The sequence below is a fragment of the Herbaspirillum sp. SJZ106 genome (assembly GCF_006715495.1).
In the GTDB taxonomy this organism is placed as follows: Bacteria; Pseudomonadota; Gammaproteobacteria; order Burkholderiales; family Burkholderiaceae_D; genus Herbaspirillum.
In genome coordinates, this window is the sequence record NZ_VFNI01000004.1 from 286,772 (window position 1) to 313,207 (window position 26,436).

The 26,436-nt window shown below is 56.6% G+C and carries 31 protein-coding genes and 1 tRNA gene; 11 read left to right on the plus strand and 21 right to left on the minus strand.

Features of this window, described 5'->3' with window-relative positions; translation table 11 throughout:
- The first annotated feature begins 30 nt into the window (after positions 1-30).
- From FB598_RS14475 to FB598_RS14485, 3 genes are all read left to right on the plus strand, one after another.
- Positions 31-237, plus strand: coding sequence for a DUF2188 domain-containing protein (locus FB598_RS14475; RefSeq protein WP_141916048.1), 207 nt, complete (start codon positions 31-33; stop codon positions 235-237).
- A 179-nt stretch (positions 238-416) separates the two neighbouring features.
- Entirely contained in the window at positions 417-686 is a 270-nt protein-coding gene (locus FB598_RS14480; RefSeq protein WP_141915463.1) for a metal-sensing transcriptional repressor, read from the plus strand.
- 11 nt (positions 687-697) lie between these two features.
- The gene (locus FB598_RS14485) at positions 698-1,825 is read left to right on the plus strand and encodes a nickel/cobalt efflux protein RcnA (protein WP_141915460.1); all 1,128 of its coding nucleotides are present in this window, start codon (positions 698-700) and stop codon (positions 1,823-1,825) included.
- Between the two features lie 105 nt (positions 1,826-1,930).
- Here FB598_RS14485 and FB598_RS14490 read toward each other — a convergent pair whose 3' ends face one another.
- The 14 genes from FB598_RS14490 to FB598_RS14550 all read right to left on the minus strand — a co-directional run bounded on the left by FB598_RS14490 (position 1,931) and on the right by FB598_RS14550 (position 11,692).
- On the minus strand, positions 1,931-2,323 hold the full coding sequence (locus FB598_RS14490; RefSeq protein ID WP_255464030.1) for a chromate resistance protein ChrB domain-containing protein: 393 nt from the start codon (positions 2,321-2,323) through the stop codon (positions 1,931-1,933).
- Positions 2,324-2,325: 2 nt separating this feature from the next.
- Positions 2,326-2,946 carry a superoxide dismutase gene (locus FB598_RS14495; protein WP_141915458.1) on the minus strand — a complete coding sequence of 207 codons (621 nt, stop codon included), beginning with the start codon at positions 2,944-2,946 and terminating at the stop codon, positions 2,326-2,328.
- A 45-nt stretch (positions 2,947-2,991) separates the two neighbouring features.
- Positions 2,992-4,188 (minus strand): chromate transporter, encoded by a 1,197-nt coding sequence (locus FB598_RS14500; protein WP_141915456.1) that lies wholly within the window; start codon positions 4,186-4,188, stop codon positions 2,992-2,994.
- 25 nt (positions 4,189-4,213) lie between these two features.
- On the minus strand, positions 4,214-5,173 hold the full coding sequence (locus FB598_RS14505) for a chromate resistance protein ChrB domain-containing protein (protein WP_141915453.1): 960 nt from the start codon (positions 5,171-5,173) through the stop codon (positions 4,214-4,216).
- A 90-nt stretch (positions 5,174-5,263) separates the two neighbouring features.
- Entirely contained in the window at positions 5,264-5,413 is a 150-nt protein-coding gene (locus FB598_RS20770; protein ID WP_183405858.1) for a hypothetical protein, read from the minus strand.
- Positions 5,414-5,474: 61 nt separating this feature from the next.
- A complete protein-coding gene (locus tag FB598_RS14510; protein WP_141915451.1) occupies positions 5,475-5,837 on the minus strand; it encodes a hypothetical protein in 363 nt (120 codons plus the stop codon).
- A gap of 64 nt (positions 5,838-5,901) precedes the next feature.
- Entirely contained in the window at positions 5,902-6,201 is a 300-nt protein-coding gene (locus FB598_RS20995) for a YHYH domain-containing protein (RefSeq protein WP_370511660.1), read from the minus strand.
- 24 nt (positions 6,202-6,225) lie between these two features.
- Positions 6,226-7,014 carry a hypothetical protein gene (locus tag FB598_RS14520; RefSeq protein ID WP_141915447.1) on the minus strand — a complete coding sequence of 263 codons (789 nt, stop codon included), beginning with the start codon at positions 7,012-7,014 and terminating at the stop codon, positions 6,226-6,228.
- 62 nt (positions 7,015-7,076) lie between these two features.
- On the minus strand, positions 7,077-7,511 hold the full coding sequence (locus FB598_RS14525; RefSeq protein ID WP_255464031.1) for an HAD domain-containing protein: 435 nt from the start codon (positions 7,509-7,511) through the stop codon (positions 7,077-7,079).
- Positions 7,512-7,645: 134 nt separating this feature from the next.
- Positions 7,646-8,113, minus strand: coding sequence for a 3'-5' exoribonuclease (locus FB598_RS14530; protein ID WP_141916042.1), 468 nt, complete (start codon positions 8,111-8,113; stop codon positions 7,646-7,648).
- Positions 8,114-8,128: 15 nt separating this feature from the next.
- Positions 8,129-8,701, minus strand: a complete 573-nt coding sequence (locus FB598_RS14535; protein WP_141915443.1) for a 3'-5' exonuclease — start codon at positions 8,699-8,701, stop codon at positions 8,129-8,131.
- A gap of 129 nt (positions 8,702-8,830) precedes the next feature.
- On the minus strand, positions 8,831-9,595 hold the full coding sequence (gene istB, locus FB598_RS14540; RefSeq protein ID WP_141915440.1) for an IS21-like element helper ATPase IstB: 765 nt from the start codon (positions 9,593-9,595) through the stop codon (positions 8,831-8,833).
- Positions 9,595-11,145: an IS21 family transposase gene (istA, locus tag FB598_RS14545; protein WP_183405860.1), complete on the minus strand. Its 1,551-nt coding sequence runs from the start codon at positions 11,143-11,145 to the stop codon at positions 9,595-9,597. The genes istB and istA overlap by 1 nt, the downstream gene beginning before the upstream one ends.
- A 241-nt stretch (positions 11,146-11,386) precedes the next feature.
- Positions 11,387-11,692, minus strand: coding sequence for a hypothetical protein (locus FB598_RS14550; protein ID WP_221292441.1), 306 nt, complete (start codon positions 11,690-11,692; stop codon positions 11,387-11,389).
- Positions 11,693-11,838: 146 nt separating this feature from the next.
- Between FB598_RS14550 and FB598_RS14555 the strand changes: the two genes are divergently transcribed.
- Entirely contained in the window at positions 11,839-12,786 is a 948-nt protein-coding gene (locus FB598_RS14555; protein ID WP_141915436.1) for a hypothetical protein, read from the plus strand.
- A gap of 175 nt (positions 12,787-12,961) precedes the next feature.
- Here FB598_RS14555 and FB598_RS14560 read toward each other — a convergent pair whose 3' ends face one another.
- The 5 genes from FB598_RS14560 to FB598_RS14580 all read right to left on the minus strand — a co-directional run bounded on the left by FB598_RS14560 (position 12,962) and on the right by FB598_RS14580 (position 17,288).
- Positions 12,962-13,708 carry a hypothetical protein gene (locus tag FB598_RS14560; protein ID WP_141915433.1) on the minus strand — a complete coding sequence of 249 codons (747 nt, stop codon included), beginning with the start codon at positions 13,706-13,708 and terminating at the stop codon, positions 12,962-12,964.
- A gap of 9 nt (positions 13,709-13,717) precedes the next feature.
- Positions 13,718-14,914: an integrase arm-type DNA-binding domain-containing protein gene (locus FB598_RS14565; RefSeq protein WP_141915431.1), complete on the minus strand. Its 1,197-nt coding sequence runs from the start codon at positions 14,912-14,914 to the stop codon at positions 13,718-13,720.
- Positions 14,915-15,080: 166 nt separating this feature from the next.
- Positions 15,081-15,174 (minus strand) — tRNA-Ser (locus tag FB598_RS14570).
- Positions 15,175-15,296: 122 nt separating this feature from the next.
- Entirely contained in the window at positions 15,297-16,550 is a 1,254-nt protein-coding gene (locus FB598_RS14575) for an aspartate kinase (protein WP_141915429.1), read from the minus strand.
- 456 nt (positions 16,551-17,006) lie between these two features.
- Entirely contained in the window at positions 17,007-17,288 is a 282-nt protein-coding gene (locus FB598_RS14580; protein ID WP_141915426.1) for a DUF4148 domain-containing protein, read from the minus strand.
- Positions 17,289-17,507: 219 nt separating this feature from the next.
- Here FB598_RS14580 and FB598_RS14585 point away from each other — a divergent pair, with 219 nt between their 5' ends.
- Positions 17,508-18,419: a LysR family transcriptional regulator gene (locus FB598_RS14585; RefSeq protein WP_141915424.1), complete on the plus strand. Its 912-nt coding sequence runs from the start codon at positions 17,508-17,510 to the stop codon at positions 18,417-18,419.
- 12 nt (positions 18,420-18,431) lie between these two features.
- On the opposite strand, the gene FB598_RS14590 is transcribed toward FB598_RS14585, so the two are convergent.
- A complete protein-coding gene (locus tag FB598_RS14590) occupies positions 18,432-18,857 on the minus strand; it encodes a thioredoxin family protein (protein WP_141915421.1) in 426 nt (141 codons plus the stop codon).
- A 111-nt stretch (positions 18,858-18,968) separates the two neighbouring features.
- Between FB598_RS14590 and tsaB the strand changes: the two genes are divergently transcribed.
- The 4 genes from tsaB to FB598_RS14610 are packed head-to-tail and all read left to right on the plus strand — an operon-like array spanning position 18,969 to position 22,291.
- A complete protein-coding gene (gene tsaB, locus FB598_RS14595) occupies positions 18,969-19,688 on the plus strand; it encodes a tRNA (adenosine(37)-N6)-threonylcarbamoyltransferase complex dimerization subunit type 1 TsaB (protein WP_141915418.1) in 720 nt (239 codons plus the stop codon).
- Complete coding sequence (rimI, locus tag FB598_RS14600) at positions 19,685-20,191, plus strand: ribosomal protein S18-alanine N-acetyltransferase (RefSeq protein WP_141915416.1); 507 nt, start codon at positions 19,685-19,687, stop codon at positions 20,189-20,191. Before tsaB ends, rimI begins: the two co-directional genes overlap by 4 nt.
- On the plus strand, positions 20,188-21,237 hold the full coding sequence (locus tag FB598_RS14605; RefSeq protein ID WP_141915414.1) for a uracil-DNA glycosylase family protein: 1,050 nt from the start codon (positions 20,188-20,190) through the stop codon (positions 21,235-21,237). The genes rimI and FB598_RS14605 overlap by 4 nt, the downstream gene beginning before the upstream one ends.
- Position 21,238: 1 nt before the next feature.
- Complete coding sequence (locus FB598_RS14610; protein ID WP_141915412.1) at positions 21,239-22,291, plus strand: DUF1853 family protein; 1,053 nt, start codon at positions 21,239-21,241, stop codon at positions 22,289-22,291.
- Between the two features lie 42 nt (positions 22,292-22,333).
- On the opposite strand, the gene lplT is transcribed toward FB598_RS14610, so the two are convergent.
- Complete coding sequence (gene lplT, locus FB598_RS14615; protein ID WP_141915409.1) at positions 22,334-23,602, minus strand: lysophospholipid transporter LplT; 1,269 nt, start codon at positions 23,600-23,602, stop codon at positions 22,334-22,336.
- A gap of 301 nt (positions 23,603-23,903) precedes the next feature.
- Here lplT and alr point away from each other — a divergent pair, with 301 nt between their 5' ends.
- Together alr and radA are read left to right on the plus strand one after the other, a co-directional pair.
- A complete protein-coding gene (gene alr / locus FB598_RS14620) occupies positions 23,904-24,983 on the plus strand; it encodes an alanine racemase (RefSeq protein ID WP_141915407.1) in 1,080 nt (359 codons plus the stop codon).
- A 44-nt stretch (positions 24,984-25,027) separates the two neighbouring features.
- Positions 25,028-26,413, plus strand: a complete 1,386-nt coding sequence (gene radA, locus FB598_RS14625) for a DNA repair protein RadA (RefSeq protein ID WP_141915405.1) — start codon at positions 25,028-25,030, stop codon at positions 26,411-26,413.
- The last annotated feature ends 23 nt before the right edge of the window (positions 26,414-26,436 follow it).

The window sequence follows — 26,436 nt, forward strand, 5'->3', positions numbered from 1 at the left end:
TCTAGCATTTACCTTCTTCGGAGAACTATGATGACTGATAAGCGAATTTATGTTGAACAGCGACCTCAGGGCGACTATGCGGTTAGGCGCGCAAATTCGGAACGCGCCAGTGATGTCAAGCCGACGCAGAAGGAAGCCATTGAACGTGCACGCGAATTAAATGACGGAGTTGCACCGCACGTAGAACGTGTACGCCACACATCAAAAGGAAAACCGGATCAGTGGCGGAAACCTTAATAAAGACTTCCCCGTAGGAATTTTTCACCATCGCCTTGGAGTTCGTACAATTGTGCATATTCCAGTGAATTGGGTCACACAGTTCAGCAAGCTGGACACCAAGTGTTCAGTGACAAGGACATCAGATCGAGCGTTTTTTTAAAATCGTGTATCCTATGCCCCAGCATAGGATACTAAACATGAGCACACATACCTCTCACCCCGACATCATCAAGCGCCTCAAGCGTGCCGAAGGCCACCTCAAGGGCATCATCACGATGCTGGAGACAGAGCGAAGCTGCCTGGAAATCGCCCAGCAACTGCAAGCGGTCGAAAGTGCCGTTGGCAATGCCAAGAAAGCACTTGTTCACGACCACATCGAACATTGCCTCGAGCATGCAATCGGCGATAACTCCAAGGATTCCGCTGAAGCTATCCGCGAATTCAAAGAGATCACCAAGTATTTGTAAGGGATGCCGGCATGACTGATTTCGCTACCCTCTTGCAACAAGGGGCTGGTAACGCTTGGCTTTTCATTCCAAGCGCCATTTTGCTTGGAGCTTTGCACGGCCTCGAACCAGGGCACTCCAAGACCATGATGGCCGCTTTCATTGTGGCTATTCGCGGCACTGTCAGGCAGGCGGTGATGCTTGGACTTGCCGCAACTATCTCCCACACGGCGGTAGTCTGGCTCGTCGCAGTCGTTGGTATGTACTTCGGCAGTCAATGGAACGCGGAGACCACTGAGCCGTATTTTCAGCTTGCGTCGAGCGTCCTGATCATCGGTATTGCATTGTGGATGGCCTGGCGCACTTGGCGCCAGTCTCTGGCACAAACATCCCACGATCATGCTCAGCATACGCACGGTCATGAAGAAACCAAATGGGTGGATACTGGCCATGGCACTGTCCGAGTGGAGATATTCGAGACAGGTGTACCACCGCGCTTCCGTCTTTATGAAGAAGGAAATCAAGGACAAAGCTGGCAAGCTGGCGATGTTCTTGTGCAAACGACGCGCGACGATGGCACGGTGCAGCAGTTCATCTTTGCGCAGCGCGAAGGCTTCCTGGAGTCAATCGACGCAATCCCCGAACCGCATGCATTCACTGCGCGCTTGTCCCTCGCCCACGGCGGGCATGGGCATCACTATGACCTTGTGTATGAAGAGGATGCACATCATCATGGCCACCACGCCCCTGCGACAAACGGGCTGGATATCAGCAGTCCAGAGTATCAGGACCCACACGAACTGGCACACGCCAACGACATCAAGCAGCGCTTTCAGAATCGTGAAGTCACCAATAGTCAGATCGTCATGTTTGGTATAACCGGAGGTTTGATTCCGTGTCCGGCAGCGATTACGGTGCTACTGCTCTGCTTGCAGCTCAAGAAGGTGGCGTTGGGTGCAACCCTGGTGCTATGTTTCAGCATCGGCTTGGCGTTAACGATGGTTTTCTCAGGCGTCATTGCGGCCATTAGTGTGCGCCATGCCTCAAAGCGCTGGTCAGGTTTCGGTGAGTTCGCTCGTAAAGCACCTTACTTTTCGAGCGGCCTCATCGTCCTGGTTGGTCTTTACGTTGGTTATCATGGCTGGATTGCTTTGCCATAGGGATACCACCATGTGGGTAAGAATATTGATCCTGGCCTTCACGCTGGCCGTTCTGGCGGCCATTGCCTACGCCATGTTGCAATATTCCATCCTAGACTAGCCTCCCTAGGTTTGAGGTGGCCAGTTATGCTCTTCTTTCTGGCAAGTCCGGCACCATGTGTAGAGGGCTTCGTAGATGAGCATCCCATGCTTCAGCATTTCGTGGTCGTCCGTGAATAAAGCCGATAACCCGAGGGAAATGGCATAAAGACCCGCAGCCTGTGGTGCCAATTCCAGGCGTGACGTGTCGGCGCCCCGCACAATCGTCGCCAACTGATCAAGCGCAGGATCTTTGATCTGATATTTCGCAATGACGGCATCAAAGCTACACAATTCGCCGTCGTGGGTCAGTTCCGCGCCTACGACGTCATAAGGTATGGCGCCGGTTTTACGTGCGATCTCCAGCACGTCCTTGGCCGGCACGTACAAAAACTCAGCCTCTTTGTCGATGAATCGCAATATTAGCCAAGGACAAGCAATGCTTCGCTGGCCGCATGCACCGCCTGTGCATAACGCAAACTCACCACCGACCAAGCTATGTTCTGCATGAAGCAATCAACATAAGCCGAAGCATTGGAACCGTAATCAATGTGATAGGCATGTTCATACATATCGAGCGCCAGAATTGGCGTTCCCAGTGCGACGCATTGCGTATGATCGGAAGCCCATTGATTGACCAGCCTGCCATCGCGTGGCAAATAACTCAATATCACCCAACCCGAGCCGCCACCCAAGGCTTTACCCATCGCAACGAATTCGTCGCGCCAACGCTCGACACTGCCGAAGCTTGCAGCCAGCGCGAGCGCCATCGGAGGCGGTAATTTCCCGTCGCCGCCCAGACTGTCGAAATAGAGTTCGTGCAGCAGCATCGAATTGGTGGCGACCAGTTCTTCTCGTTTTATGCCGTTAATGGAGAATCCGGCTGTCGCCGAAAAATCCAACGGCGCGAGTTGTGTGCGGATGGCGTTCAGTCGTTTGACTGCGCCACCGTAATTGTTTTCGTAGTGACTGATGATAAGTTTTTCAGACAGTCCGGTGAGTTTGGACGGTTCACAGGTTAACAGTTGCATCTGGTAAGTCATGGTGGTGTCCTTGTGATGAAGCGTAGAAACTACGTATGAAAAGTCTCAGTGATGCATCAGCGGATAGACGACTAAGCCAAGGATGGCCGCTGCTGCAACGACGACAGGCTCTTGCAGTTTTTTGAATTTCCATAACAACGCAATCGTCACGAGGGCAATCAATATCGTCGGAAGATCGATGATCGACCGCCGGGCAATGACGATGACCGAGCCAGTAATGGCACCGATCGCCGCGGCCGTGATGCCATCCACAAAGGCAACGACGCCCGGCAACTTGCCGTATTTCTTAAAATAAGGCGCCGGCAAGACGGTGAACAGATAGCACGGCAGAAAGGTCCCCAGTGCAGCGACCGTGGCGCCAGGCAGTCCGGCCACCAGATACCCGATGAAGCCAACGGTAATGACCACAGGGCCAGGGGTGATCATGGCGACGGCGACAGCGTCGACAAATTGCTTGTCGGTGAGCCAGTGAAGCTCAGTCACCACGCCGCCGTAGAGAAAAGGCACGATGGCCAGACCGGAGCCAAAGACGAAAGCGCCAGCCTTGGTAAAGAAAATCCCGATCTGAGTCAGCAACGACACGTCCATGGAGCCGAACAGGCTACCTGCCACCGGCAATTGGGTCAGCGCGACCGCATTCAGATTGTTCTTTGCCAGCCACTTCGGCGGCGCGCGCAGAAACCAAACCAGCACGCCCGCGGCGATGAACAACCAGGCGATTTCCGACTCGGTTACGACGGTCACCGTCGCCAGCAGCAAATAAATTACCCAGAGCAACTTGTCCTTGCCAATACTTTTTTGCGTCAGCTTCTTGGCGCTCATGGCGATGATGCCGATGACAGCTGCACCGACGCCATAAAATACCGCCTGCATCCACGATAGGCCGCCGTAGCGCACATACGTCCAGCCAAGGGCCACCACCATAAAGAAAGATGGAATGACGAACGCAATGCCGGCAAGCGTCGCACCCAGTAACCGGTAATGGACATAACCCATATAAATTCCGAGCTGTGCGGCCAGCGGTCCCGGTGCCAGCTGCGCTAACGCCAGTCCTTCCTTGTAGTCTTCTTCAGAGATCCAATTGCGTCTTTCGACCAGATCGCGGTACATATAGCCCACCAACGCGACCGGGCCGCCGAAGCCCAAGGTACCGAGTCGCAGCATGTAGAGGACAAGTTGCCACATTGTGTAGCCTGGTGCCTCGGCCGAGGCCTGATTGACTGTTTTTGCTTCCGTTTCCATGGGATGTCCTCTTCAATGCGTTGGTTTAGTTTTTCTTCTGCTCGCTGAAGTGGGAATACAGCGCATCCAGCACCGATCCCATTTCGACCAATAATTCATCGTCGTTCGCGATGCGCTGGCGCATGCCAGTCATGATCGCTTCAAAGCCAACGGCTTCCGGTACCGGATCGCCGCCAAGATCGAGTGCGTGGATGATGGCTGCCAGTCGTTTGAGGCCGGTGTTTTCTGTTAAAGCAAAGCTGGCGAGCAACACCTCAAATGTCACCAGTTCACCAATATGGGTAAATGTCGCGCCATCAAAATCGAAACCGAGCGCATCGTCGGGGCAATCCGCAGGCGACGTAAGCCACAAGAACTCCGGCTTCTTGTCGATGAAACGCTGGATGAGCCAGGCGCTCGCCACGCGATCAACCCACAAGTGGCGGCGTGTCGCCCAGCGTTTGCCCTGATAAAGCGCGGGATCTAACAACGTGATTGCTCTTGCTTCCGATTGGGGCTCGTTCGGTGACATCGCGAGAGTCGCTGCTGCTTTGAAATCGGCCCAGTTGGCTTCCGCATCAACACTTGCTTCGTTGGGAAAATAGTCGATGCTGCGCAACGCCTCGTAGTCTCTTCCGAGCTTACGCAGCAAACGTGTCAATTCTTGAGGGGACGTTGTACTCAGGGTCTTACGTGCTTCCCGCAAGACGGCTGTGAATTCTGTGTACTCACCATTTCGCTCAAAAAGTCCACGAAACAGATCGTTTTCCTCAGGTGAGCGAGCGGTCACATCTAGCAACCAGGCAGCGCCGCCCTCAGCAATCGTGTCAGCGGCGAGTTCGTCTAAAGGTGCTGCGACCGACAGCGGCAACAAGTAGGCGCCGTCGCGCAAAGCGCCGCAGCCGAGCGCCTTCAAAGCGCGCCAGATGCGCATACGCGGTGTGGCGCTGGAGGCTGGAAGCGTCAGCACCAGGAGGCGCCAAGCAAGGAGATTTGTCGTATTCATATCGTTATTGTAGATATAAATACATAAATGTAAACATATTTACAAATTCTGTTGCCCCCCCCTTGCACTGATTGCAAGAGGCGGCGCAACTCACGCATGCTTAATCGTGACTATGGCGCCGCGACGCCAGAAGCCCATGGCAATCAAGATGGCGCCGACCCGCCGCAGCGGACCATAGGAGGCGCTTTCGTTGCGCGCGCGCAGACGAACAGTCGTCCCCTGGTAGGGCAGTGAAAACACGGGTTTCTCCTGAATAGATGAAGGGTGGCCGCTGCTAGCGGCCAGATAGATCAGGTCTAGATTAGGGGCTTAGGCGGTCGCTCGGGGGAATCTGAGGAATGGAATGCAACTGCGCGGGAGATCGAAGCTCCCAAATGGCTGCAAAGGTTGATGTAGCGCGTTCGAGCGCTATATGCAGAGGAATATCGTGAATGTAATCGCTGGGATCGTGCTTATGAGAGTGTTCTTGTCCCATGTCGCTGAGCAAAACCAAAACGCTGTCGCTTTCGGCGTCGCTGGTATCTGCGTGGTGATTGCCGTCCGCATGCTCCGTGTGGGCATCGAGCTCATGCGACCTGGATTTGGCGCTGACAAACTGTAGGCCAATCACGAAGAAGAACAAGAATGCCGCAACTAGTCGGCTGGTGGAGGGAGAGAATTTCACGGACGTATTTTAACTAAAGGTCCGTTGATAGCCAGCACCGACAGAAGGTGCCGGCTAGTCAAAATTAATGACAGTGGCGAACACCGGTCTTATGGTCGACATGGCAGCCTTGGCTGTCAGTGCCGCCGCTATGTGCAAACGATAAGGCAGAAACAAGCAATAGACTCAACGCTAGACAGCGATACTTGAATTTCATTATCTTCTCCCAAGTGGACTTGCGGTTGTTGTAATACTTATATGGCGAAGTCTGCACGGCTTCCGATGCACATCTATCGGGGAAACATGCATGCCGATCACTTTCCTTTGTCGAAAAGGTGTCTCGAATACGGCTCGGTCCATCATACATCCAAACGCGGTTTTTCATTTGTCTGACGAGCAATCCACTTTGCTATCCATCGAACATACCGTTTAGGGCAACGTGTTTTAGGATTGGGCAACACTTGATGTTGCGAGCGAAATAATAGTGGTGGCATCCGTGAACTGCCTGGCCGTTGATATCAGCAACTAGCTTAAAGTCGATATGCTGGTCCGGATGTCCTTCCATAAGCGTGATCATTGGCGATAGCGGAAGAATGGAATATGCTGAAAAATTATCCGGAACCAGAAATTCTGCCTCCGTGGATTTAACAATTCCCCATGTTTTTCCTGCCATTCGTTGCCGTTCCCGGTCCATATCGATAACGAAACGTACTCCAGTCATAAAACGGCTCGGGATCGTATTGTCCGGCAATGCGAAGATATATCCGTTCGCTTCCAGTATTTCCTGCGTATCCACTGACAGTTCGCGCTCTGGCTGAACCATGCTCAATTTGACGTCTGGAAGCGGACTTACGAAACGCTCGTGCCGAAGCGTCCAGAGTAGGTACATATCGGTAACAGCGGCGTTCATTTCAGTGTCAAGCGTCACAATGGCACCTGCGACAATTTTCTTTGCAATGTTCTGAAACCTGTCTTCAATGCTCTTCATAAACATCGCTTCGGCCTTCTGGTCCCATAGACGGCGTGCGCAAAAATACGAGTTGCTCGGAGTTAGCCACAGATCTTGGTCTCCGTTAATTCGGCGCACTTGCACCGTTCCCTGTCCATCAGTGAAGCGGGATATACACGCCTTTGGAAAAATATGCTGATCGATCGTCAGTTTGTGTGGATTGCCTTTTTGCGGCTTCGGATGACGCATGTTGTGAATGTCCGGGCAGTAGTCTTAAAAGGGTGTATCTCTCCTGAGAATCGACCGCCAAGTCAGCTCTGCCAATAAGGATCGAGTAACTTTCGAAGTGCCTGCTCGGTGCGTACGCTAAAGCCAACATTCGTGTCAACGAGAATCAGGTTCTGACAGTTCGGTGAGAACAGCCATGGGCTGTCATCTAAGGCCAGCCATGCTTCATATTCGCGGCCGGTTTCTCGCAACCAAGACAGTATCTCGATTTCACGCACATGTGGTTTGCCGGCGGACGCGACGATAGGTGTGACATCGACAAGGCGGCTCCGGAAATCTTCGGAAAATACAGAGCGCAACTCTTCAATTGAATACGCCTCTCTCCAGGTGCTTGATACCACGATATCTACGCCGGGATAGTCGCGCATGACTTGCTCGAAATGTGGCAATAGCGAGAACACCCCAGATGCCCGATTCATGGGGTGAAGTACTCCGTCAAAGTCTAAGAACAAGATCATGTTTAGATGGCCAGTGAAAAATAGAACATAAGATTGCCGGAGTGGACTTCATATTCTGACGTTGCGTCCTGATCAAGGTAGGACCGAAGTTCACTGAACAGCACTTCCGAACTTCACCTGCAACATAGTCAACTCTATTTTGGCAATTCTCTAAACGCGTAACAGTTGGCCCGTGCGTCGTTTAGTGCATGGTGCTCAGGTAGTCGATTCTTCTGATGGTATTCATAGCGCAGAAGCTCATTGATCCGATCAGCCACGAGACGACGCTTACACCAAGGCGGGACCCGGCCAGCTAGGATGTCATAGAACAAGTCCCAATCAGTCTGGTAGTCGTAGCAAATTTCGATGTCGTCACCGGTGAGCTTAACCATACGCAGCCACTGCGTCATCTTGGCGTAGAGAGCGTCTTTCGTCACCTCGGCATCAGGTGCATAGCCGAGGAGTGGCAGAACAGCTTCTTTCACAAATGCGCTACAAGCTTTGGCGTCGTACGGCAGCTCGGCGTAAAACTCTTCACCAGTTTCTGCCACCAGGCCAATACTAATCAACTGGGGATCCAGAAAGTCTGTGAATTCGGTGTCGATAAATACTTTGAGCGGCATAATCAGAACTTTCACTTAAGGGACCGGGCGTTGACCACCAAGAAACGAAGTTCCCAAAATCCATGGAATCAAGCGCGCGATATTGACTGCGTCATCCAGGCCACGGTGGTGCTGCCCTTCGCGCACAATGTTGGCGAGCTCACATGCTTTCGCCATACCCACTTCCTTACCGATGCGCTGCACTTTGGCAAACGCTTTCTTGGCATTTTGATGAGGCATGGTTAATGGGGAGGCGATACCATGACGTTGAGAATCTCTAACCATTTGCTTCATATCGTATGCGCCCCAACTCATCCAAATCGCGCCGGGATCAGGAAGTTCTGACACAAATTCACTGAGCGCTTTCGCAGCAACGGGAAACAATGGAGCCTGGTCAACATCTTGTTGACGAATACCAGTCAATGCCGTGCAAAACGGCGTCAACACGGGCTTGGCCAATGGTTTAACAAAATGCTGAAAGCGCTGGAGAACAACGCCACGTTCAGTGGCCCAGCAAGCCCCGATCTCGATGATTTCCATATCATCGGGGAGAATACTTCCGTCGTTCGAGCAAGTCGCTTCAAGGTCAACTACCAAAAACCGTTTCATCATTTCTACCAGTCACCCGAGCATGCTAAAAAAGCAGCATAACCGATTCATATCAGCGTAATCAATCTATGGACATCCGCTGGCACACGAACGCAGTACCAGCGGATCCTTCAAACGTCCAAGATCCAATTAATCTTTTTCTTCACGTTTGGATCGTTTCCCTCCAGGGGCTTTGGATTTTCGCATCGATTCTCCAGAAAGCTGGATTTGATATGAGCTGTGGACAATCCTATCCATGAGTGCGTCTGCCACAGTCTTGTTATCGAAAGTCGCATGCCATGACGTCATTGGAATCTGACTGGTAATCAGTACTGAACTTGACTCAAATCGATGCTCAATGAGTTCAAGCAAGTCGCTTTGAGCTCGCTTGTTGAAAGAGTCGATGCCCCAATCGTCCAGGATCAACAGATCATATTTCCCCAGTAAACGGATTCGATTGACGAACGAAGCAGTACCTCTTGCCACCACGAAGCTCTCGATGAGGTCTGGCACTCGGATGAAGTGGCATGCCAACCCCTCGCGGCACGCCTGCTGCGCTAATGCGCAAGCAAGCCACGATTTTCCGGTACCGGTTGGCCCCGTGATGACCAAATTATTGTGGTGCCGGATCCAATCTAAGGTTCCAAGAGATAGGAACAGCGATTTGTCCAATCCCCGCACCGTCCGATAGTCAACATTTTCTAAAGAGGCGTTTTGCGGAAGTGCTGCTTTTCGGAGTAATAACTGCAGGCGCCGATTGTCACGTAGCGTCAATTCATGATCGACCAAGCTGCGAATCCTGTGCTCGAATGGAACATCACTAGCACTTGGTGTGGCGAGCTGGCGTTCGAATTCAGCGGCCATACCAGGCATTTTCAACTGCATCAGTTTCTCGATAGTCAGGTTATTCATCATCAATCTTCTCCTTGTTCGTTCTTCAATGCATCTTGATAATAAAGTTCGCCACGGATGTTCTCGTGGTCGACAATCGGTGCCGCGTTGTCCTCAACCTCTTGCTTAAAAAGCTGATCAAGGTTTTTGTGCAAGATGGTTCGCAACTTATCGGTGCCGGTGATATTTCGCGCCGTGGCATATTCGCAGGCATCTTCCAGGCGCGTATTGCCGTACCTTTTGGCCAATGCCTTCATAGCCTGCATGGTGCGATAGCCTGAGTGAGGGCCACGCCCTCGATCAAGCAGTGGAGACAATTGTCCACAAGTGTAGGGGCCAACCTCTGCGGCCCATTCCATCGCCACATCCTTGGTCCAACCTTGAACTGCCTTATGAGCTGGCGGACGATGGTCATTCACAGTGGTGACACCTTCTTTGACCAAGCTCCTGACATGAGTGGCAATCAGTTTTCCCAGTTGCAGAAGCTCGAGCGACGTACGAGTCAGCCTGAAATCAAATTCGGTACCACGCTTTTCGTAGGGCACGCTATATCGGTGATGATCGACGGTGACGTGATAGTCCGGTCCGGCGCGGACTTTCCCCCATTCCGCCAGCTCGTACTGTGAGGCTGGAAGTGGCATTAAGATGGGCTGCTCGTGAGCGAGCCAATTGCTGAAACGCGAACCTTCTCGTTTTTGGAATGGACGATGATTCAACCTCTCCAGAAGAACGCGTATTGCTCGATTGGCCTCGTCCAGAGAATAGAACTTGTTATTTCGTAGGAAAAATAGGATGACTCGCTGCACAAATCCCACACTCCCTTCAGCGCGAGCTTTATCCTTTGGCTTCCGGACCCGTGCCGGCATGGGGATCGTGTTGTAGTGACGGCAGAACTGCTTGTAAGTCTCATTGATCACCGGATCGTGCCGGTCGGCTTTAGTCACCCCTGCCTTGAGATTATCGGGGACGATTGATTGAGGGACGCCACCGAAGTATTCAAGCATGTGGATGTGGCTTGCAATCCAATCCATGGATGATTGGGAGTGCGAGACTTCGGCATAGACATAACCGGAGCCACCCAAGACGCCCACGAAAACCTGAGCTTTCCAAGGCTCCCCGCCACGCTCGTAGATGGTGAATGTCATCCCTGAATAGTCGACATATGCAGCCTGCCCATACTCCACGACGCTGAGCATGGATAATTTTGAGGCCTTTTTCCACCTTACGTATCGTCTCGTAAATGCCGAATAACTTAAACGATTTTCCTCTGGATTTCTGTTACTCCATTCTTCGTATAAAGCGGAAAGAGTTGCGCCTCGCTTCCTCATTTCCTCCGCTATTTCCTCGAAATTTACCTCCACCGATGACAGTGTCGTTTTGCTGGGCGGATAAATCAGAGAATCTAGCTTCTCGTCATCAATATCTACCGGCAATGGCCAAGGCAACTGCAATTCTTGAAAGCGAGAAAGGATGCGTCCAATGGATCTCCGGTTGACTCCAGTAATGGACTCAACACGCCGTTGAGACAGCTTCTTCTCGAACGAATATTTAAGTACGTCACGTATAGTGCGCACGTCGGCACTCCTTCTAACCATAGTCGTGTGGTAGCGCTACAAAATGCAGGCTTTAAGGGAGCCAAAGACGAGGCCATCAAATGGACGGACGAACAACATCCTCCTCGACTAAGACAGGTATTGACATGGAAAATGGGAAGAGAGATACTTGAGCGCGGAGGAAGTCACTTCCACGCTGTATAAAGGGCCTGTGAGCTGCAACTCACCGGCCTTTTTTGTTTCTCCTTCGCCTGATTTTGGTTCAGGTCATAGGATCCTTTCCTTTTTCAAAGTTGTTGAGCTGTTGTGTAGCCTTGGCGCGTTGCGCTGCCAACCAGTTCGCAACATCTATCGTGAGCGCAAATTTCCCTCGCCTGTTCTCAAGGGGAAATACAGGAACCGGCAAGGTTTTTCTCACTAGTGCTTGGCGAAACGCTTCTTTAGTCAATATCCCAAGCGCGTTCCTTAGATCGTCGCCAGACATCAGTGGGCCATAAAGACGTGTCATGTCCCTGGCCAGCACTGTTTCCAGTTCTTCGCAATCGTGTTTTATCGACAGATCTGTCACGCTCAGTCACTTATCAGAATTCAGTTCTAAGTATCGCCTCGCGATCTTATATGCCTTAGGCCAATAAGAAAACCGACGTTTTGGCTGGTCTTTGCGCTAAAACGAGCGGAAGTATATATTTCCTAAGGCACTGATTTATTGGCTAAATGTGGCATCTCTCCTTGCGACCGTACTACCTCAAAATGTCGGATAAAAATCTCTCGCGCCGGAACAAGGAAATTGACGGAATCCGTTCAATTTTCTGGTATCACTGGATTGCAAACATCATCGATTCTGAGCATCCAGAGGACGTTCGCAGAGCGGTGGAGCCCAATAAATCGACGTTGAGTGCGGACGGCGGGCCAGACAAGAATGGAAAGTTTTCGCACTATCGCAAAGGAATGCGTATGCCAAATGCATCCCTGATCAACCAGGCGGAACTCTTGATTCCCGGTTCTAGTGCAGTTATTACCCATCCTCTATGGAAAATCTTGCGGCAGGAAGGTGATGTCGAGTCGATATCAACCAGCTTGGTATGGAGCTTGAACGGACGTGTGCGGGAACTGATGCTTACCGGGAAAAATCAAGTTCGGTCAAAGGTCACGGATGCCTACCTGGCGCATCTCATCAAAATCGGGTCGATGGACAGCCTCGCAGGATTGACTCTTATATTCCTACTAAACGTCGAAAAAAATAACTCTGAAGGACTACTGGATTGTGCCGACGCGATTACCCAGACATTAGTACTGCTTGCGCCGCTTTTCAGGGCTGTCGCAGTCGACGAGCTGCTCTATAAAGCATACGTAGAGCGAATTTTTATGCTTGCGTCGCATGATGGCTATACCCGTGACTGGAAAGACTATCACTACACCTCGATCTGCGAATTCTTATGGAGATTGGCGTCGACCATAAAAGCGCGGGAGACCGGCCGGTCCTACAATCGCCAGTACTATGTCCTCGCCGCATTAAGAGGGAGGTTTCGTTGGCAAAAAGGAGAAGACCTTATGCCACGGAAGATTCCAGACGAACGTATCGGACCTCCGACAGAAATCGGAATGCAGATCCTGGCCAACATCAAAAAGCTCCGGCAAGGGCTAGATTCAGATTCTTCATAGAAAGTGGAGCAACCCGTGCAACTGGCAGCGCGTTTGATTTGCAATTTACTGGTGACGTGAGTTGCGAATCACTGGCGCATTAGAAATGCAATTGGGTGGCGCATCTGGCTTGCAATTAGGCGGAGCACTCAAAGTAAGAATTGGTGGCGCTGGCGCTGCAAATAATCACTACATCTCACAGCGGTTCGTTGTTTGGCTCCTTCACAGCCCGAATAATGGTGCTCTTCGAAACCTTGACATCAGGTCTTTCGCGTTCATAAAAAGCGACCAGCTTATCCGCGATAGCGCTCTGCGATTGGCGGGGATTCTTTTCTTTGAGTGAACGATAGTCCCTGCGTATATCTTTATAGCGAGCAATCTTGGTTTCCTTCCGGGCGCTACTTGAATTGGCCTTTTGTATGCCCAAAGCTGAAGCTTTGCCCCGACGAACGTCGTCACGATAGCGCTCTGCTTGAGCAAGTGAGATGAATGTTGCGGCATGAGCAATCAGTCTCTGAGCTTGAGTACTTACTGCCTCACGTGGACCGTTCAAACCTGCCATGGAATTCACGACCGAGCGACGCAGCCCATTGAGAGAAAATGCTGCAACCAGCTCCCAAGGCCGCGCGTCGGTATGTTCTTTCAAGGACTTTTCTTCCGCCTCAACAAGACGCCAAAGAGGCTCCCCATGCAATGGCCAGTTGTACCCCGGGTCGGGCAGCTCCCATTTATTGTTGGTTATATCCGGACGGCGTTTTGCTGCTTCATTTAGTGCCTGCAACATGATCAGAACTTCGGGTAAGGTCCGTGCAGATAGTAGAAATGCCGCATCCGCCACAAGCCTTGAAAAGCCAAGAGGGGCAAGTAGGGGTGAACTACCGACCCAGCTCCGCAACTCTCGGATATTTGCCGCCCGATCAATCTTTCGCTCTTTTGGGGGCATCACACCCCCTCACGCCTGACGGGACAGCGGAATGACTTCGGCCCCAAACCGCATTCTGTCGAGATAGTCCGCCCAATCCTGCATCATTCGTGCTCGTTGTGGCAGGTACAAAGCATGGTTATAAGCCGCACTTACCTCGTTTCGCTCGGTGTGTGCCAATTGCAGTTCAATGTGTTCGTGCTGGTATCCCTGCTCATGAAGGATTGTACTGGCTACCCCTCGGAATCCGTGTCCAGTCATTCGTCCCCGATAGCCAAGGCGGTACAGGGCATACAAGATTGTATTGTTGCTCATGGACTTATTTTGATCACGCTCTCCTGGGAAAAGGTAGTCACTACCAAAAGAGACCTTCTTTATTTCTTCAAGAAGTGCCAGCGCTTGACGCGACAGCGGAACTACGTGCGGCGTATCCATCTTCATGCGTTCAGCAGGGATGTTCCAGCGCTTTGCCTGCATGTCGAATTCGGCCCAGGTTGCCCCTATTAGCTCGCTCGTGCGCACAAAGGTCAAGGCCATGAGTTGTAGCGCGAGACGCGTATGGATTCCGCCTACGTAACCATCAATGGCTCGCAGCAGTATGGGTAACTCCTTCGCATCGACGCGGGCATAATTCCGCTTTTTCCTCGGTTTCAGAACATCGGCTGGCCGCACATCAGCGACAGGATTTCGCTCGGCAAGGTCGTTGGCAACGGCGTAACGCATGATTTGGCCGCATGTTTGTAGCGCGCGTCGGGCGATATCTAGAGCACCTCTTTTTTCGATTTTTTGAGCCATGTCACGAAAAGAGGATGCAGTCAGTTCATCCATGAGCTTGCGGCCCAAATCAGGAAAAACATCTATCTCCAATCGACGGAGGGTTTGTGCTGCATGACCTAGGCTGCGCGCTGGTGCCCAATGGGCATGCCACCGACGTGCAATGGTCTCGAAGGTACGACTCCCATCCTTTTTCACTTTTCGGTCCGCCATAGGGTCTACTCCGCCAATCAATATCTTGCGCGCGGCTTGGTGTTTTTCACGAGCTTGCGCTAGAGATACGTCAGGGTAGACGCCGAGGGCCATAGTTTTGCGTTTCCCCTCAAAGCGATAGTCCCATCTCCAGTATTTTCCTGTTTTATTGACCAGTAGGTACATACCGGTACCGTCAACTAGTTTTTGGGGTTTGTCTTGGGCTTTGGCTTGGCGACATGCGGTATCGGTGAGTGGCATCTGACGGTATCCAAGGTGATGGTGTGGATTGATACCGTCAAAAATACCGCACTGAGACGGTAGATGACAATAGAGGATGCTGGACTACTTTGGACAATAAAAAACCCGCATAGCTAAGAGCTGTGCGGGTTTGGTAGATTTTTAGAGTCTATCCTAGACTAATCTTTGGCGGAGACGGAGGGATTCGAACCCTCGATACAGGTTTAAGCCCATATGCTTCCTTAGCAGGGAAGTGCCTTCGACCACTCGGCCACGTCTCCACACTGCAGGCAGTTACTGCGCTGCCTCAGCGAAGTCACGCATAATAGCTTCTCAACTGCGTTTGGTCAATCGGCGGTTTGCAAAAAACCGCCGATTTGTCCGCGGAACTTCGGTATGACGATTACTTGGCGCTGTCCAGGTCGAATGCCTTGTGCAGGGCGCGCACAGCCAGTTCCATGTACTTCTCGTCGATCAGCACCGAGATCTTGATTTCCGAGGTGGAGATCATCTGGATGTTGACGCCTTCTTCCGACAGCGTGCGGAACATTTGCGAGGCGATGCCGACGTGGCTGCGCATGCCCACGCCCACCACCGAGACCTTCGAGACCTTGGTGTCGCCGTTGATGGCGGCGGCGCCGATGTGGGCCTTGACGCTGCTGTCGAGCACTTGCACCGCCTTGGCGTATTCGGCGCGCGGCACGGTGAAGGTGAAGTCGGTCTTGCCTTCGACAGATTGGTTCTGGATGATCATGTCGACTTCGATGTTGGCGTCGGCGACCGGGCCCAGGATCTGGTAGGCGATGCCCGGACGATCTGGCACGCCGAGCACGGTGATCTTGGCTTCGTCGCGGGAAAATGCGATGCCGGTGATGGTTGCTTGTTCCATGTTGGTGTCTTCCTCAAACGAAATCAGGGTGCCGGAGACGGTTTCTTCGGCGAGCGGCATGAGCGGGTCGGTCAGCGACGACAGTACGCGGGTCGGCATCTTGTAGTTGCCGGCGAATTCCACGGAGCGGATCTGCAGCACCTTGGAGCCCAGCGATGCCATTTCCAGCATTTCCTCGAACGTGACGGTGTTGAGGCGGCGCGCTTCGCTGACCACGCGCGGGTCGGTGGTGTAGACGCCGTCGACGTCGGTGTAGATCAGGCATTCGGCGGCCTTGATGGCGGCGGCTACTGCCACGGCCGAGGTGTCGGAACCGCCGCGTCCCAGCGTGGTGATGTTGCCGTCGGCGTCGACGCCCTGGAAGCCGGTGATGATGACGATCTTGCCGGCGTTCAGGTCGCGCCGTACCTTGGCGTCGTCGATCGAGCGGATGCGCGCCTTGGTGAAGGAGGAATCGGTCTTGATCGGCACTTGCCAGCCGGCGTAGGACACAGCCTCTTTGCCCAGCGCCTGCAGCGCGATGGCCAGCAATGCCACCGAAGCCTGTTCGCCGGTAGAGGCCAGCATATCCAGTTCGCGGCCGTCGGGCTGGGCCATGATTTCTTTGGCCAAGCCGAGCAAGCGGTTGGTTTCACCAGACATCGCCGAAGGGACGACGACGATCTGGTGGCCTGCGTCGTGCCATTTGGCAACGCGCTTTGCGACATTCTTGATGCGCTCTGTCGAGCCCATCGAAGTGCCGCCGTATTTGTGAACGTATAAAGCCATAGGGATAAAGATAGGTGGCCGACTTTGACGAACAACCGCTAGCTAGGCCGGAGGGAACAAACCCTTGACTTTACATCCGGTGGGCCAAAATCTCAAGGAAAAGCTTGTCCGGCAAGGCTTTCTGATGAAGTTTCGGATGTCGCGGCGCAGCAAAACATGCCGTGGGCAAGGTTCGTGGCGCGCAATTTGGCGGGATCGGCCCCAGGCAACGCAAATTGCGTGCAAAAGTACGATGCAAAGCGGGAAACGAGGGGGGAGGAGCGGGAGGGGCACCAGCTGTCATGCGCTGCAGGCTCAGGTCTGGCAGGCGGCATGGCAGTTGGTGCTGCTGTACTGATATGAAGCTTCGGTACTGCGTACTTCTGTTACCCGATCTTCAGCCCGGTGCCGGTGGTTCGGACGCGCGATGGCGGAACGCTGCCGTCGGGCTGGATGGCGGTCGTGCAAGAAAACTGATCAGGCGCCGCTGTACAGGCTGTCGGCCTTGTTGCTGCTGGCTTGCTGCACTTCGTTTTGCACTTGCTGGCGGCTCAGGTGAGCGCTGGCCTGGCGAACGATAGGGTACTCGTTGCGCACGGCGATCTCACCGTTGGCGCGGGCGCGTTGCAGTTCTGCCTTGACGTCGGCGCGGGTCTGGGTCGACACGAAAGCGGTTTCAGGGGGATACGGTGCTTCTGCCAGGGCGGCGCCAGCGGCGACCAGGAGAGCGGCGGCAACGGTAATGTTCTTGATGCTCATGATCTTGTCCTTCTTGGTAAGTTGATAATAATCCGCAGGCACCTTGGCCGATAAGAGGTTCCGGTCAACATGCGCTGTTCCTTCGGAATCGGCTGGAAGCGTTTGCTGTTGCATTCGCCCAACCGATGAATGCAGTCTAAATGTTGCCTATGCAAAGAAAAATGGGTTTAATCGGAATTAACTATTTCTCTATCTGGAACAATCGGGGGCTTGAAAAATATGGACCGGCTGCAATCGATGCGGGTGTTCGCCAAGGTGGTGGAGCAGGGGAGTTTCGTGCGTGCGGCGGAAATCATGGGGATTTCCAATGCAGTGGCCACGCGGTTTATCGCCGATCTGGAGGCGCACCTGGGCACGCGGCTGCTGAACCGCTCGACGCGCCGCCTGTCGCTGACGGAATCCGGGCAGGCGTATCTGGAGCGTGTGCGGCTGATCCTGGCCGAGATCGACGATGCAGAAGCGCTGGTTTCGCTCGATACCAAGATGCCGGGCGGGACCCTGGCCATCTACTCGCATGCGGGATTCGGGCAGTCGCAGCTGGGCGGACTGCTGTCCGGCTATTCCCAGGCCTACCCGGAAGTGGTGCTGGACGTGACCCTGTCCGACCGCACCATCGACTTGGTGGAAGAAGGGATCGACATCGGGTTTTTCAGCAGCATGCAAAAGGTTGACGCCAGCATGATCGTGCGCCAGGTGGGCATTGCCAAGGTGGTGCTGTGCGCGTCAACGGACTACATCGCCAAACATGGCGCCCCGCAGAACCCGGAAGACCTGTCGCGCCATAGCTGCCTGAATTTTTCGCATGAATACCTGCGCCACCATTGGCATGTCAATACGATCAACGGTGTACTGGATGTGCCCATCGTCAGCAAAGTGGTGTCCAACAGCGGCGTATTGCTGCGGGAGTTCGCGTTGACCGGCATGGGTATCGTGCTGCGGCCGTCGTTTTCGCTGGGCGACGATTTGCGCTGCGGCAAGCTGGTGCGGGTGCTGCCGGACTTCGATACCGGCCAGGTGATCATTTCGATGGCCTATCCCAGCCGGCGCCTGTTGTCGGCCAAGGTGCGCAGTTTCGTGGAGTATGTCAGCGCGCGTTATCCGCATCCGGAGAGCGACCCCTGGCTGGCTTGAGCCGGCGGCCGATCAGATGACGTCGGCCAGCTTGGCCAGCAGGTTGCACTCTTCCTGCCAGGTGCGGCGTTCCGCGGTGCTGATGGCTTCGCGCTGCAAGTCGGCATCGCTTTTTTCCAGTTGCGAAAGCAGGATGCGTTCCGCCAGCCGGGTATCGGGCTCCATCGGGCCGAAGAAGGCGACAGTGGCGCCGCGTTCGATGAGCAGGGTGGGGAAATTGTCGATGTCGAGGTCGCCGACCAGGTCGGCCTGGTCTTCGATGTCGATCCAGACGAAATGATGTTGCGGATAACGCGCCGCCCAGGCGCTGAAGGCGATGTCGTAATCGCGGCAACTGCCGCACCAGGCCGCGCACAGGCAGGCGACGACCCAGGTGTCGTTGCGCAGGGCGTCTGCCAGTTGGCGGCGGTTGGTCTGGTCTAATTTCTGGTAGGACATGGCGCCGCTATTTTACCCGCTTCGGCAGCCGTGGTTTGGCTCTGGAATAAACTGGGCGCCGGCGCTTGCCAACAGCGCAGGGAAAAGCCTGCCTCACGGTAAAATAGCGGGATGTCCACGATCTTAGCCATTGAAACATCCACCGAGCTCGCATCGGCAGCGCTGCTGCACCAGGGCGAGCTGATCTCGCGCGAATCCGCCGGCGCGCAGACCCATTCCGATTCGATTCTCCCGATGATCCAGCAATTGCTGGCCGAAGCCGGCATCCCCCTTTCCCGGTGCGATGCGCTGGCCTTCGGCGTGGGACCTGGCTCTTTCACCGGCGTGCGCACGGCCTGCGGCGTAGTGCAGGGGCTGGCCTTCGGCATTGACCGGCCGGTGGTGCCGGTCGTCACGCTGGAAGCGGCGGCCCAGGCGTGCCGGGCCGCGCATCCCGATGTCGTTGAAGTCTTGCCCATCCTCGACGCCCGCATGGGGGAGGTGTATTGGGCGCGCTATCGCGCAGGCGATGACGGCGGTTGGGATATGCTGGCCGAGCCGGCATTGTCGGCGGCCGGGCAGGTCGGCACCGCAGGCAAGCCGGTGGCCTGCGGTAACGGCCTTGCCGTGTATGCCGCGCACTTCACGCCGGATTTCTGCGCCGGCGAATTCGCGGCCGCTTATCCGCAGTTCATGCCGCATGCCCGCCATGTGGCGAGCCTGGGGCTGTTTCATTTTGCCCAGGGGCGCGCCTTGCCGGCGCAGGAGGCGCAACCGCTCTACCTGCGCAACAAGGTCGCGCTGACCACCGCCGAACGCGAGCAGCGCGATGCCTTGAAGGGAGCGGCATGACCTCGGCGGTCGAGAACGGCGCCGAGCTGTTGTCCGGATTGGAGGCGCGCTTCGGGCCGCTGAGGTTCGCGCCGATGACGACAGACGACATCGATGCCGTGGTCGAGATTGAAAACGCCGTCTATTCGCATCCGTGGACCCGCGGCAATTTCCTCGATTCGCTATACAGCGGTTACCAGGCGCAGACGCTGCGCGACGGCGCGCATGCCTTGCTGGGCTATTTCCTGGTCATGCTGGCGGTGGACGAAGCGCACTTGCTCAACATCAGTGTCGCTGCCGCGCACCAGCATCAGGGGCTGGGCCAATTGCTGCTCAACCAGGCTACCGCGCTTGGCCGCAGCAACCGGATGCGCACCATGCTGCTGGAAGTGCGCGAGTCCAATACGCATGCGATCAAGGTATATAAACGCTATGGCTTTTCCGAAATCGGTCGGCGCAAGAACTATTATCCGGCCGGGAACAATGCCCGCGAAGGGGCGATCGTCATGAGTCTCGCGCTATGAGTGAAGAATTGAACAACGAGAAAGAATACGGTTCCTCGCTGGCATTGCTGGATGCCTTGGGCATCGGCCCGGTGTGGGTGCGGCGCGACCTCGCCGTGGAACCGGCCGTAGAAGAGGCCGTGGCGGCGGAAGAAGCGCCGGCCGCAGTCGCCGAGATGCGTCAGGATGCGTCTGTGTCTGTGTCTGCGCCTGCGCCTGCGCCAGCGGTTGCTGCACTGCGTCCTGCCTTTGCGGTTTCTGAGGCAAGCGCTGCGGCAGCGCCGCCGGTGGCGCGTCCTGTGCCGGCGTCGCCGCCACCACGAGCGTCCGCGCATCGCAGCGCGCCGCCTGAAGACGATGGCGGCCCCCCAGCGTGGCTGGACGAGATGGATTTCGCCGCATCGATGGAGCCGCTGGTGCTGCCCCATGACGATGAGGAAGACAGTGCGCCTGCGGCCGTCGATCCGATGATCGCCAGGATTGCCGCCATGGAGTGGCCGCAGCTCAAGGAAAGCGTGGCCGATTGCCGCCGCTGCGGCTTGTGCAATGGCCGCAAGAACACCGTCTTCGGCGTCGGCGATGAAAAGGCCAAATGGCTGTTCATCGGCGAAGGTCCGGGCCGCAACGAGGATATGCAAGGCGAGCCGTTCGTCGGCCCGGCCGGCAAGCTGCTCGACAACATGCTGGCGGCGATGGGCTTGAAGCGCGGCGACAATGCCTACATCGCCAACATCGTCAAATGCCGTCCGACCGATGACAACGGGCGCGACCGTCCGCCATCGCCGCAGGAAGTGTCGGCCTGCCTGCCTTACCTGCAACGCCAGATCGCGCTGATCCAGCCGACGGTGCTGGTGGCGCTGGGCAAGACCGCGGCGATCTCGCTGCTGGGCCTGGATCCATCGACGCCGGTATCCAAGCTGCGCGGCACCGTGCACCGCTACCAGGAGCTGCCGCTGGTGGTGACCTACCATCCGGCGTATCTGCTGCGTACGCTGGGCGACAAGAGCAAATCCTGGGCCGACCTGTGCCTGGCGATGACCGCCTTCCAGCGCCAGCCGGTGCAATGACATGGCCGACGCCCGCGAGCGTCCCGCTGCAATGAGCTGCCAGGCGCGGTTCCATGAGCGCTGGCCCGAGCTGCGCGATCCGCATGTGCGCGCGCTGGCCTGGCTGCTGGACGCGCCGGACCTGATGGCCGTCGATGCGCCGTGCTGGGACGGGCGTATCGCCACCCTGGGGCCGGTCGCTGACGAGGTCGCCGCATGGCTGCGCGCGCTGGAGCAGGACCCGAGGCTAAACCGGCAACTGCACGACCATATGGCGCGCCAGCCCTCGGCTCGATTGGGCCGCTATGCCGAGAAGCTGCTCGGTTTCTATTTGCAGCAGCGCCGGCAACTGGTCGCCGCCAACCTGCAGGTGCGCAACAATGGCGCGACCAGCGAGACCCTGGGTGAATTCGACTTTCTGGTGCGCCGCCCCCATATCGATTCCGGCACCGGGCTCGAGCATTGGGAATTCGCCACCAAGTTCTACCTGCTCGAACAGGATCCTTCCCAGCTGGATCAATCAGGCGAGCTGCCGCCCGATGCCTTCGTTGGCCCCAACCTGGCCGATTCGCTGGGCCGCAAGATGCGCAAGATCATGCAGCAACAATTGATGTTGTCGCGCCATCCCGCCGCCGCCGGCGTGTTGTCCGAACCTGTTGTGTCCGCCCAGGCGCTGGTCAAGGGATGGCTGTTCTATCGCGAGCCGTTGTCGTCGTTGCCGGCCGCGATAGGTATTGCGGCCGACCATTGCCGTGGCTTCTGGTGCGATGCGGCCGCGTTGCGGCAGCGCTATGCGGAGCAGTCAGGCCCATTGCATTTCCTGTTGTTGCCCCGGCTGGAATGGCTGGCGCCGGCGCGCGTCGATATCGGCCGCACGCTGGGGATGGATGCGGTGCAGGCGGAATTGGCTGCGCGCTTGAGTGCGGAGCCGGCGCCGCTCATGCTGGCGGTGTGCCGGGGGCCCGGGGCGGGCGAGGGAAGCGATGCCTTCGAAATCGAGCGCGGCTTCATCGTTCCCGGCGACTGGGAGCAGCGGGCCGCCGAGCAGGTCAGGCATGCGGTGATACGGATCTGAGAAGGTAAGGGCGGCAGAGTGGACGTGCCGTCTGCCGCGGCTTCAATGGTGGTGTTTGTCTTCGCCGATCAGCGAGAGCGAATCGTGTTCGCGCTGGTTGGCGGCGTGGCGACGCATGATCAGGTACATGATGCCGGCCACGAAGGAGCCGAAGATGATGATCACGGTGTTCACATCCAGGTCCATGCGCACCATGAAGGCGTACAGCACCAGCATGGTCAGCACCGAGAGGTTCTCGTTGAAATTCTGTACCGCGATCGAATGGCCGGCGCTCATCAGCACGTGGCCGCGGTGTTGCAGCAGTGCATTCATCGGCACCACGAAGTAGCCGGACAGCGCGCCGATGATCACCAGCAGCGGATAGGCGATCCAGATCGAGGTGGTGGTGGTCATGAGCATCACCACGATGCCCATGATGATGCCCAGCGGCATGACCGACAGCGATTTCTTCAGCGGCACGAAGCGGGCGGCGGCCATCGCCCCCAACGCTACGCCCACGGCCACGATGCCTTGCAGGATGGCGGCCTTGTCCAGCGGCATGTGCAGCGACTTTTCAGCCCATTTCAGCACGATGAACTGCAGCGTGGCGCCGGCGCCCCAGAACAGGGTGGTCACCGCCAGCGAGATCTGGCCCAGCTTGTCTTTCCACAGTGTGGTGAAGCAGCCGGCGAAATCGATGATCAGGCGGATCGGGTTGCGTTGCTGGTGTTCGTAGCGGGCGCCGGTATCGGGGATGTTGAGATTGAACAGCGCGGCGATGATGTAGATGACGGAGATGATGCACAGTGCCGCTTCGGTGGGCGTATCGATGGGGAAATCGACGAGGGGGAAATCGAAGCTGAGGATGACCGAGGAAACATGCGGGTTGACCAGCGCGCCGCCCAGTACCGTTCCCATGATGATGGAGCCGACCGTCAGGCCTTCGATCCATCCGTTGGCGGCTACCAGTTTTTCCGGTGGCAGCAGTTCGGTGAGGATCCCGTATTTGGCCGGCGAGTAGGCGGCGGCCCCGAACCCGACCACCGCATAGGACAGCAGGGGATGGACGGTGAAGAACATCATGCTGCAGCCGACGATCTTGATCATGTTGGTGATCAGCATGACCCGCCCCTTGGGGAAGGCATCGGCGAAAGCGCCGACGAAAGCGGCCAGCAACACGTAGGAGAGGACGAAGAAAAGCTTGAGCAGCGGCGTCATCCACGGCGGGGAATGCATTTCGGCAAGGAGGGCGATAGCGGCGATCAGCAGCGCGTTATCGGCGAGCGACGAAAAAAATTGCGCCGCCATGATGGTGTAGAAACCGCGATTCATCCCTGTCCAAAATGTAACAAATTAGCTCCGGCTAGCTTTATACCATGAAACCATGGCGTGCCAATGATTAGGGCCTGTTAACATTTGATTTGCGAGATGCGTTGCATCCAGCGGGCGTAAATTGAATGTTAACAAGCCCTGGCCTGACCTGAAAGATATTCGTCCGGTAAAATGCCCGCTTGTTCCCCGGCAGGGCAAACTTCCGGGCGATTTGCGGCGCAGCAGCCGGGGTTTTCGATCCGGTTCTCGTATTTGTCGTATTGCCCCGCCTTTGCCATCGCTTAACCGGCCACCGTTCATCATGCCAAGACCGATCGTCGCTTCCATCAGCATTTCTGCCCTTCAACACAATCTGGCCGTTGCCCGCGCCCATGCACCTGATGCCAAGGTATGGGGCGTAGTCAAGGCCAATGCCTACGGACACGGGCTGGAGCGCGCCATGCGCGGCCTGGCCCAGGCCGACGGCCTGGCCCTGGTCGAGGTGGACTACGCGCTGCGGCTGCGCGAACTGGGCTGGCAGAAACCCATCTTGCTGCTGGAAGGATTCTTCGATGCCGATGATCTGCCGCTCCTGGCCCGGCACGATATCCAGTTCGCGGTGCATTGCAACGAACAGATCGCCATGCTGGAGGCGTTCGCCACCGAGGCCGGGCTGCATGTTCACCTGAAGATGAACAGCGGCATGAATCGCCTTGGCTTCAAGCCCGATGCCTACCGCGCCGCCTACGAACGGCTCAAGAAGATTGCTTCGGTGCGCAGCGTCACGATGATGACCCACTTCGCCAATGCCGACGACGCCGGCAATCCCGACTTGTCGCTGCAAGAGCAGGTCAGGCGTTTCAATGCCGGCACGCAAGGGTTGGCAGGGCCCAAGAGCCTTTGCAATTCGGCGGCCGACCTGCTGCACGGCGAACTGGCCTGCGACTGGGTGCGTCCCGGCATCATGCTGTACGGCGGCACCCCTGGCGGCGGCAGCGCGGCCGATTTCGGATTGCGTCCGGCCATGACGCTGGAGAGCAGGATTATCGGCGTGCAGGACATCGCGCCCGGCGAGGCGGTCGGTTACGGCAGCCGTTTCGTGGCCGACCAGCCGATGAAGGTGGGGGTGGTGGCCTGCGGCTACGCCGACGGCTATCCGCGCCATGCGCCCAACGGCACGCCGGTGGTGGTCGATGGCGTCAAGACCGGCACCGTCGGCCGGGTGTCGATGGACATGATGGCGGTCGACCTGACTGACGTGCCGGGCGCGGGCATCGGCAGCCGCGTATTGCTCTGGGGCGAAGGCTTGCCGATCGACGAGGTCGCGTTCGCGGCCGGCACCATCGGCTATGAACTGATGTGCGCGCTGGCGCCGCGCGTGGCCGTGCGCGAAGTGGAATAAGCCGTACCGGCGGCATAACAAAACAAAGGAAAAGCAAGGCAACGATGGCGAAGGCGAAGACCAATTACACCTGCACCGAGTGCGGCGGCGTCAGCAACAAGTGGGCCGGCCAGTGTCCGGCATGCGGGCAATGGAACATGTTGGTCGAAACCGTGATCGAGCCGGCCGGCGTGAACCGTTATTCCGCGCAGCCGCAAGGCCTGGCGCAGACCGCGCCGGTATTGAGCCTGGCCGATATCGAGGCGATCGACGTGCCGCGCTTTGGCACCGGCATCGAAGAGTTCGACCGCGTGCTGGGCGGCGGCCTGGTGCCGGGCGGGGTGGCGCTGATCGGCGGCGATCCCGGCATCGGCAAGTCGACGCTGCTGCTGCAGGCGCTGGCCAATATCTCCAAACTGAAGAAGACGCTGTATGTGAGCGGCGAGGAATCCGGCGCGCAAATCGCCCTGCGCGCCAAGCGATTGGCGGTCGATGCGCGCGACCTGCAGTTGCAGGCCGAGATCCAGCTTGAAAAGATCCTGGCGACGCTGGCCGAGCACAAGCCGGAAGTGGCGGTGATCGACTCCATCCAGACCATCTATTCCGATGCGCTCACTTCCGCCCCCGGCTCGGTGGCGCAGGTGCGCGAATGCGCGGCGCAACTCACGCGCGCGGCCAAGACCTCCGGCACCACCATCATCATGGTCGGCCACGTCACCAAGGAAGGATCGCTGGCCGGCCCGCGCGTGCTGGAGCATATCGTCGATACCGTGCTGTATTTCGAAGGCGATACCCATTCCAGTTTCCGCCTGGTGCGCGCCTTCAAGAATCGTTTCGGCGCGGTCAACGAGCTGGGCGTGTTCGCCATGACCGAGAAGGGCTTGAAGGGCGTGTCCAACCCCTCGGCGCTGTTCCTGTCGCAGCATGACACCCAGGTGCCCGGTTCGTGCGTGATGGTCACCCAGGAAGGGACGCGTCCGCTGCTGGTGGAGATCCAGGCGCTGGTCGATACTTCGCATGTGCCCAATGCCCGCCGCCTGTCGGTGGGGCTGGAACAGAACCGGCTGGCGATGCTGCTGGCGGTGCTGCACCGGCATGCCGGCATCGCCGCGTTCGACCAGGATGTGTTCATCAACGCCGTGGGCGGCGTCAAGATCACCGAACCGGCGGCCGACCTGGCGGTGCTGATGGCGATCAATTCCTCGATGCGCAACAAGCCGCTGCCGCGCGGTCTGGTGGTGTTCGGCGAAGTCGGCCTGGCGGGCGAGATCCGTCCCGCGCCGCGCGGCCAGGAGCGCCTGCGCGAAGCCGCCAAGCTGGGGTTTTCGATTGCCGTCATTCCCAAGGCCAATGCGCCCAAGCAGCCGATCGAGGGCTTGAAGGTGATCGCGGTGGAACGTATCGACGACGCGTTGCAAAAGTCGCGCGAGATCGACGATTACGCCGGCTGAAGCTTGCCGGCTGAATCTACTGG

Excerpts from the sequence above, each read along its gene's own strand:
- FB598_RS14475 (WP_141916048.1), top strand. The coding sequence starts at position 31 with ATGACTGATAAGCGAATTTATGTTGAACAGCGACCTCAGGGCGACTAT.
- FB598_RS14480 (WP_141915463.1), top strand. The coding sequence starts at position 417 with ATGAGCACACATACCTCTCACCCCGACATCATCAAGCGCCTCAAGCGT.
- FB598_RS14485 (WP_141915460.1), top strand. The coding sequence starts at position 698 with ATGACTGATTTCGCTACCCTCTTGCAACAAGGGGCTGGTAACGCTTGG.
- FB598_RS14495 (WP_141915458.1), bottom strand. The coding sequence starts at position 2,946 with ATGACTTACCAGATGCAACTGTTAACCTGTGAACCGTCCAAACTCACC.
- FB598_RS14500 (WP_141915456.1), bottom strand. The coding sequence starts at position 4,188 with ATGGAAACGGAAGCAAAAACAGTCAATCAGGCCTCGGCCGAGGCACCA.
- FB598_RS14505 (WP_141915453.1), bottom strand. The coding sequence starts at position 5,173 with ATGAATACGACAAATCTCCTTGCTTGGCGCCTCCTGGTGCTGACGCTT.
- FB598_RS20995 (WP_370511660.1), bottom strand. The coding sequence starts at position 6,201 with ATGAAAAACCGCGTTTGGATGTATGATGGACCGAGCCGTATTCGAGAC.
- FB598_RS14520 (WP_141915447.1), bottom strand. The coding sequence starts at position 7,014 with ATGCGTCATCCGAAGCCGCAAAAAGGCAATCCACACAAACTGACGATC.
- FB598_RS14525 (WP_255464031.1), bottom strand. The coding sequence starts at position 7,511 with ATGATCTTGTTCTTAGACTTTGACGGAGTACTTCACCCCATGAATCGG.
- FB598_RS14530 (WP_141916042.1), bottom strand. The coding sequence starts at position 8,113 with ATGCCGCTCAAAGTATTTATCGACACCGAATTCACAGACTTTCTGGAT.
- FB598_RS14535 (WP_141915443.1), bottom strand. The coding sequence starts at position 8,701 with ATGAAACGGTTTTTGGTAGTTGACCTTGAAGCGACTTGCTCGAACGAC.
- istB (WP_141915440.1), bottom strand. The coding sequence starts at position 9,595 with ATGATGAATAACCTGACTATCGAGAAACTGATGCAGTTGAAAATGCCT.
- FB598_RS14555 (WP_141915436.1), top strand. The coding sequence starts at position 11,839 with ATGTGGCATCTCTCCTTGCGACCGTACTACCTCAAAATGTCGGATAAA.
- FB598_RS14560 (WP_141915433.1), bottom strand. The coding sequence starts at position 13,708 with ATGCCCCCAAAAGAGCGAAAGATTGATCGGGCGGCAAATATCCGAGAG.
- FB598_RS14565 (WP_141915431.1), bottom strand. The coding sequence starts at position 14,914 with ATGCCACTCACCGATACCGCATGTCGCCAAGCCAAAGCCCAAGACAAA.
- FB598_RS14575 (WP_141915429.1), bottom strand. The coding sequence starts at position 16,550 with ATGGCTTTATACGTTCACAAATACGGCGGCACTTCGATGGGCTCGACA.
- FB598_RS14580 (WP_141915426.1), bottom strand. The coding sequence starts at position 17,288 with ATGAGCATCAAGAACATTACCGTTGCCGCCGCTCTCCTGGTCGCCGCT.
- FB598_RS14585 (WP_141915424.1), top strand. The coding sequence starts at position 17,508 with ATGGACCGGCTGCAATCGATGCGGGTGTTCGCCAAGGTGGTGGAGCAG.
- FB598_RS14590 (WP_141915421.1), bottom strand. The coding sequence starts at position 18,857 with ATGTCCTACCAGAAATTAGACCAGACCAACCGCCGCCAACTGGCAGAC.
- tsaB (WP_141915418.1), top strand. The coding sequence starts at position 18,969 with ATGTCCACGATCTTAGCCATTGAAACATCCACCGAGCTCGCATCGGCA.
- rimI (WP_141915416.1), top strand. The coding sequence starts at position 19,685 with ATGACCTCGGCGGTCGAGAACGGCGCCGAGCTGTTGTCCGGATTGGAG.
- FB598_RS14605 (WP_141915414.1), top strand. The coding sequence starts at position 20,188 with ATGAGTGAAGAATTGAACAACGAGAAAGAATACGGTTCCTCGCTGGCA.
- FB598_RS14610 (WP_141915412.1), top strand. The coding sequence starts at position 21,239 with ATGGCCGACGCCCGCGAGCGTCCCGCTGCAATGAGCTGCCAGGCGCGG.
- lplT (WP_141915409.1), bottom strand. The coding sequence starts at position 23,602 with ATGAATCGCGGTTTCTACACCATCATGGCGGCGCAATTTTTTTCGTCG.
- alr (WP_141915407.1), top strand. The coding sequence starts at position 23,904 with ATGCCAAGACCGATCGTCGCTTCCATCAGCATTTCTGCCCTTCAACAC.
- radA (WP_141915405.1), top strand. The coding sequence starts at position 25,028 with ATGGCGAAGGCGAAGACCAATTACACCTGCACCGAGTGCGGCGGCGTC.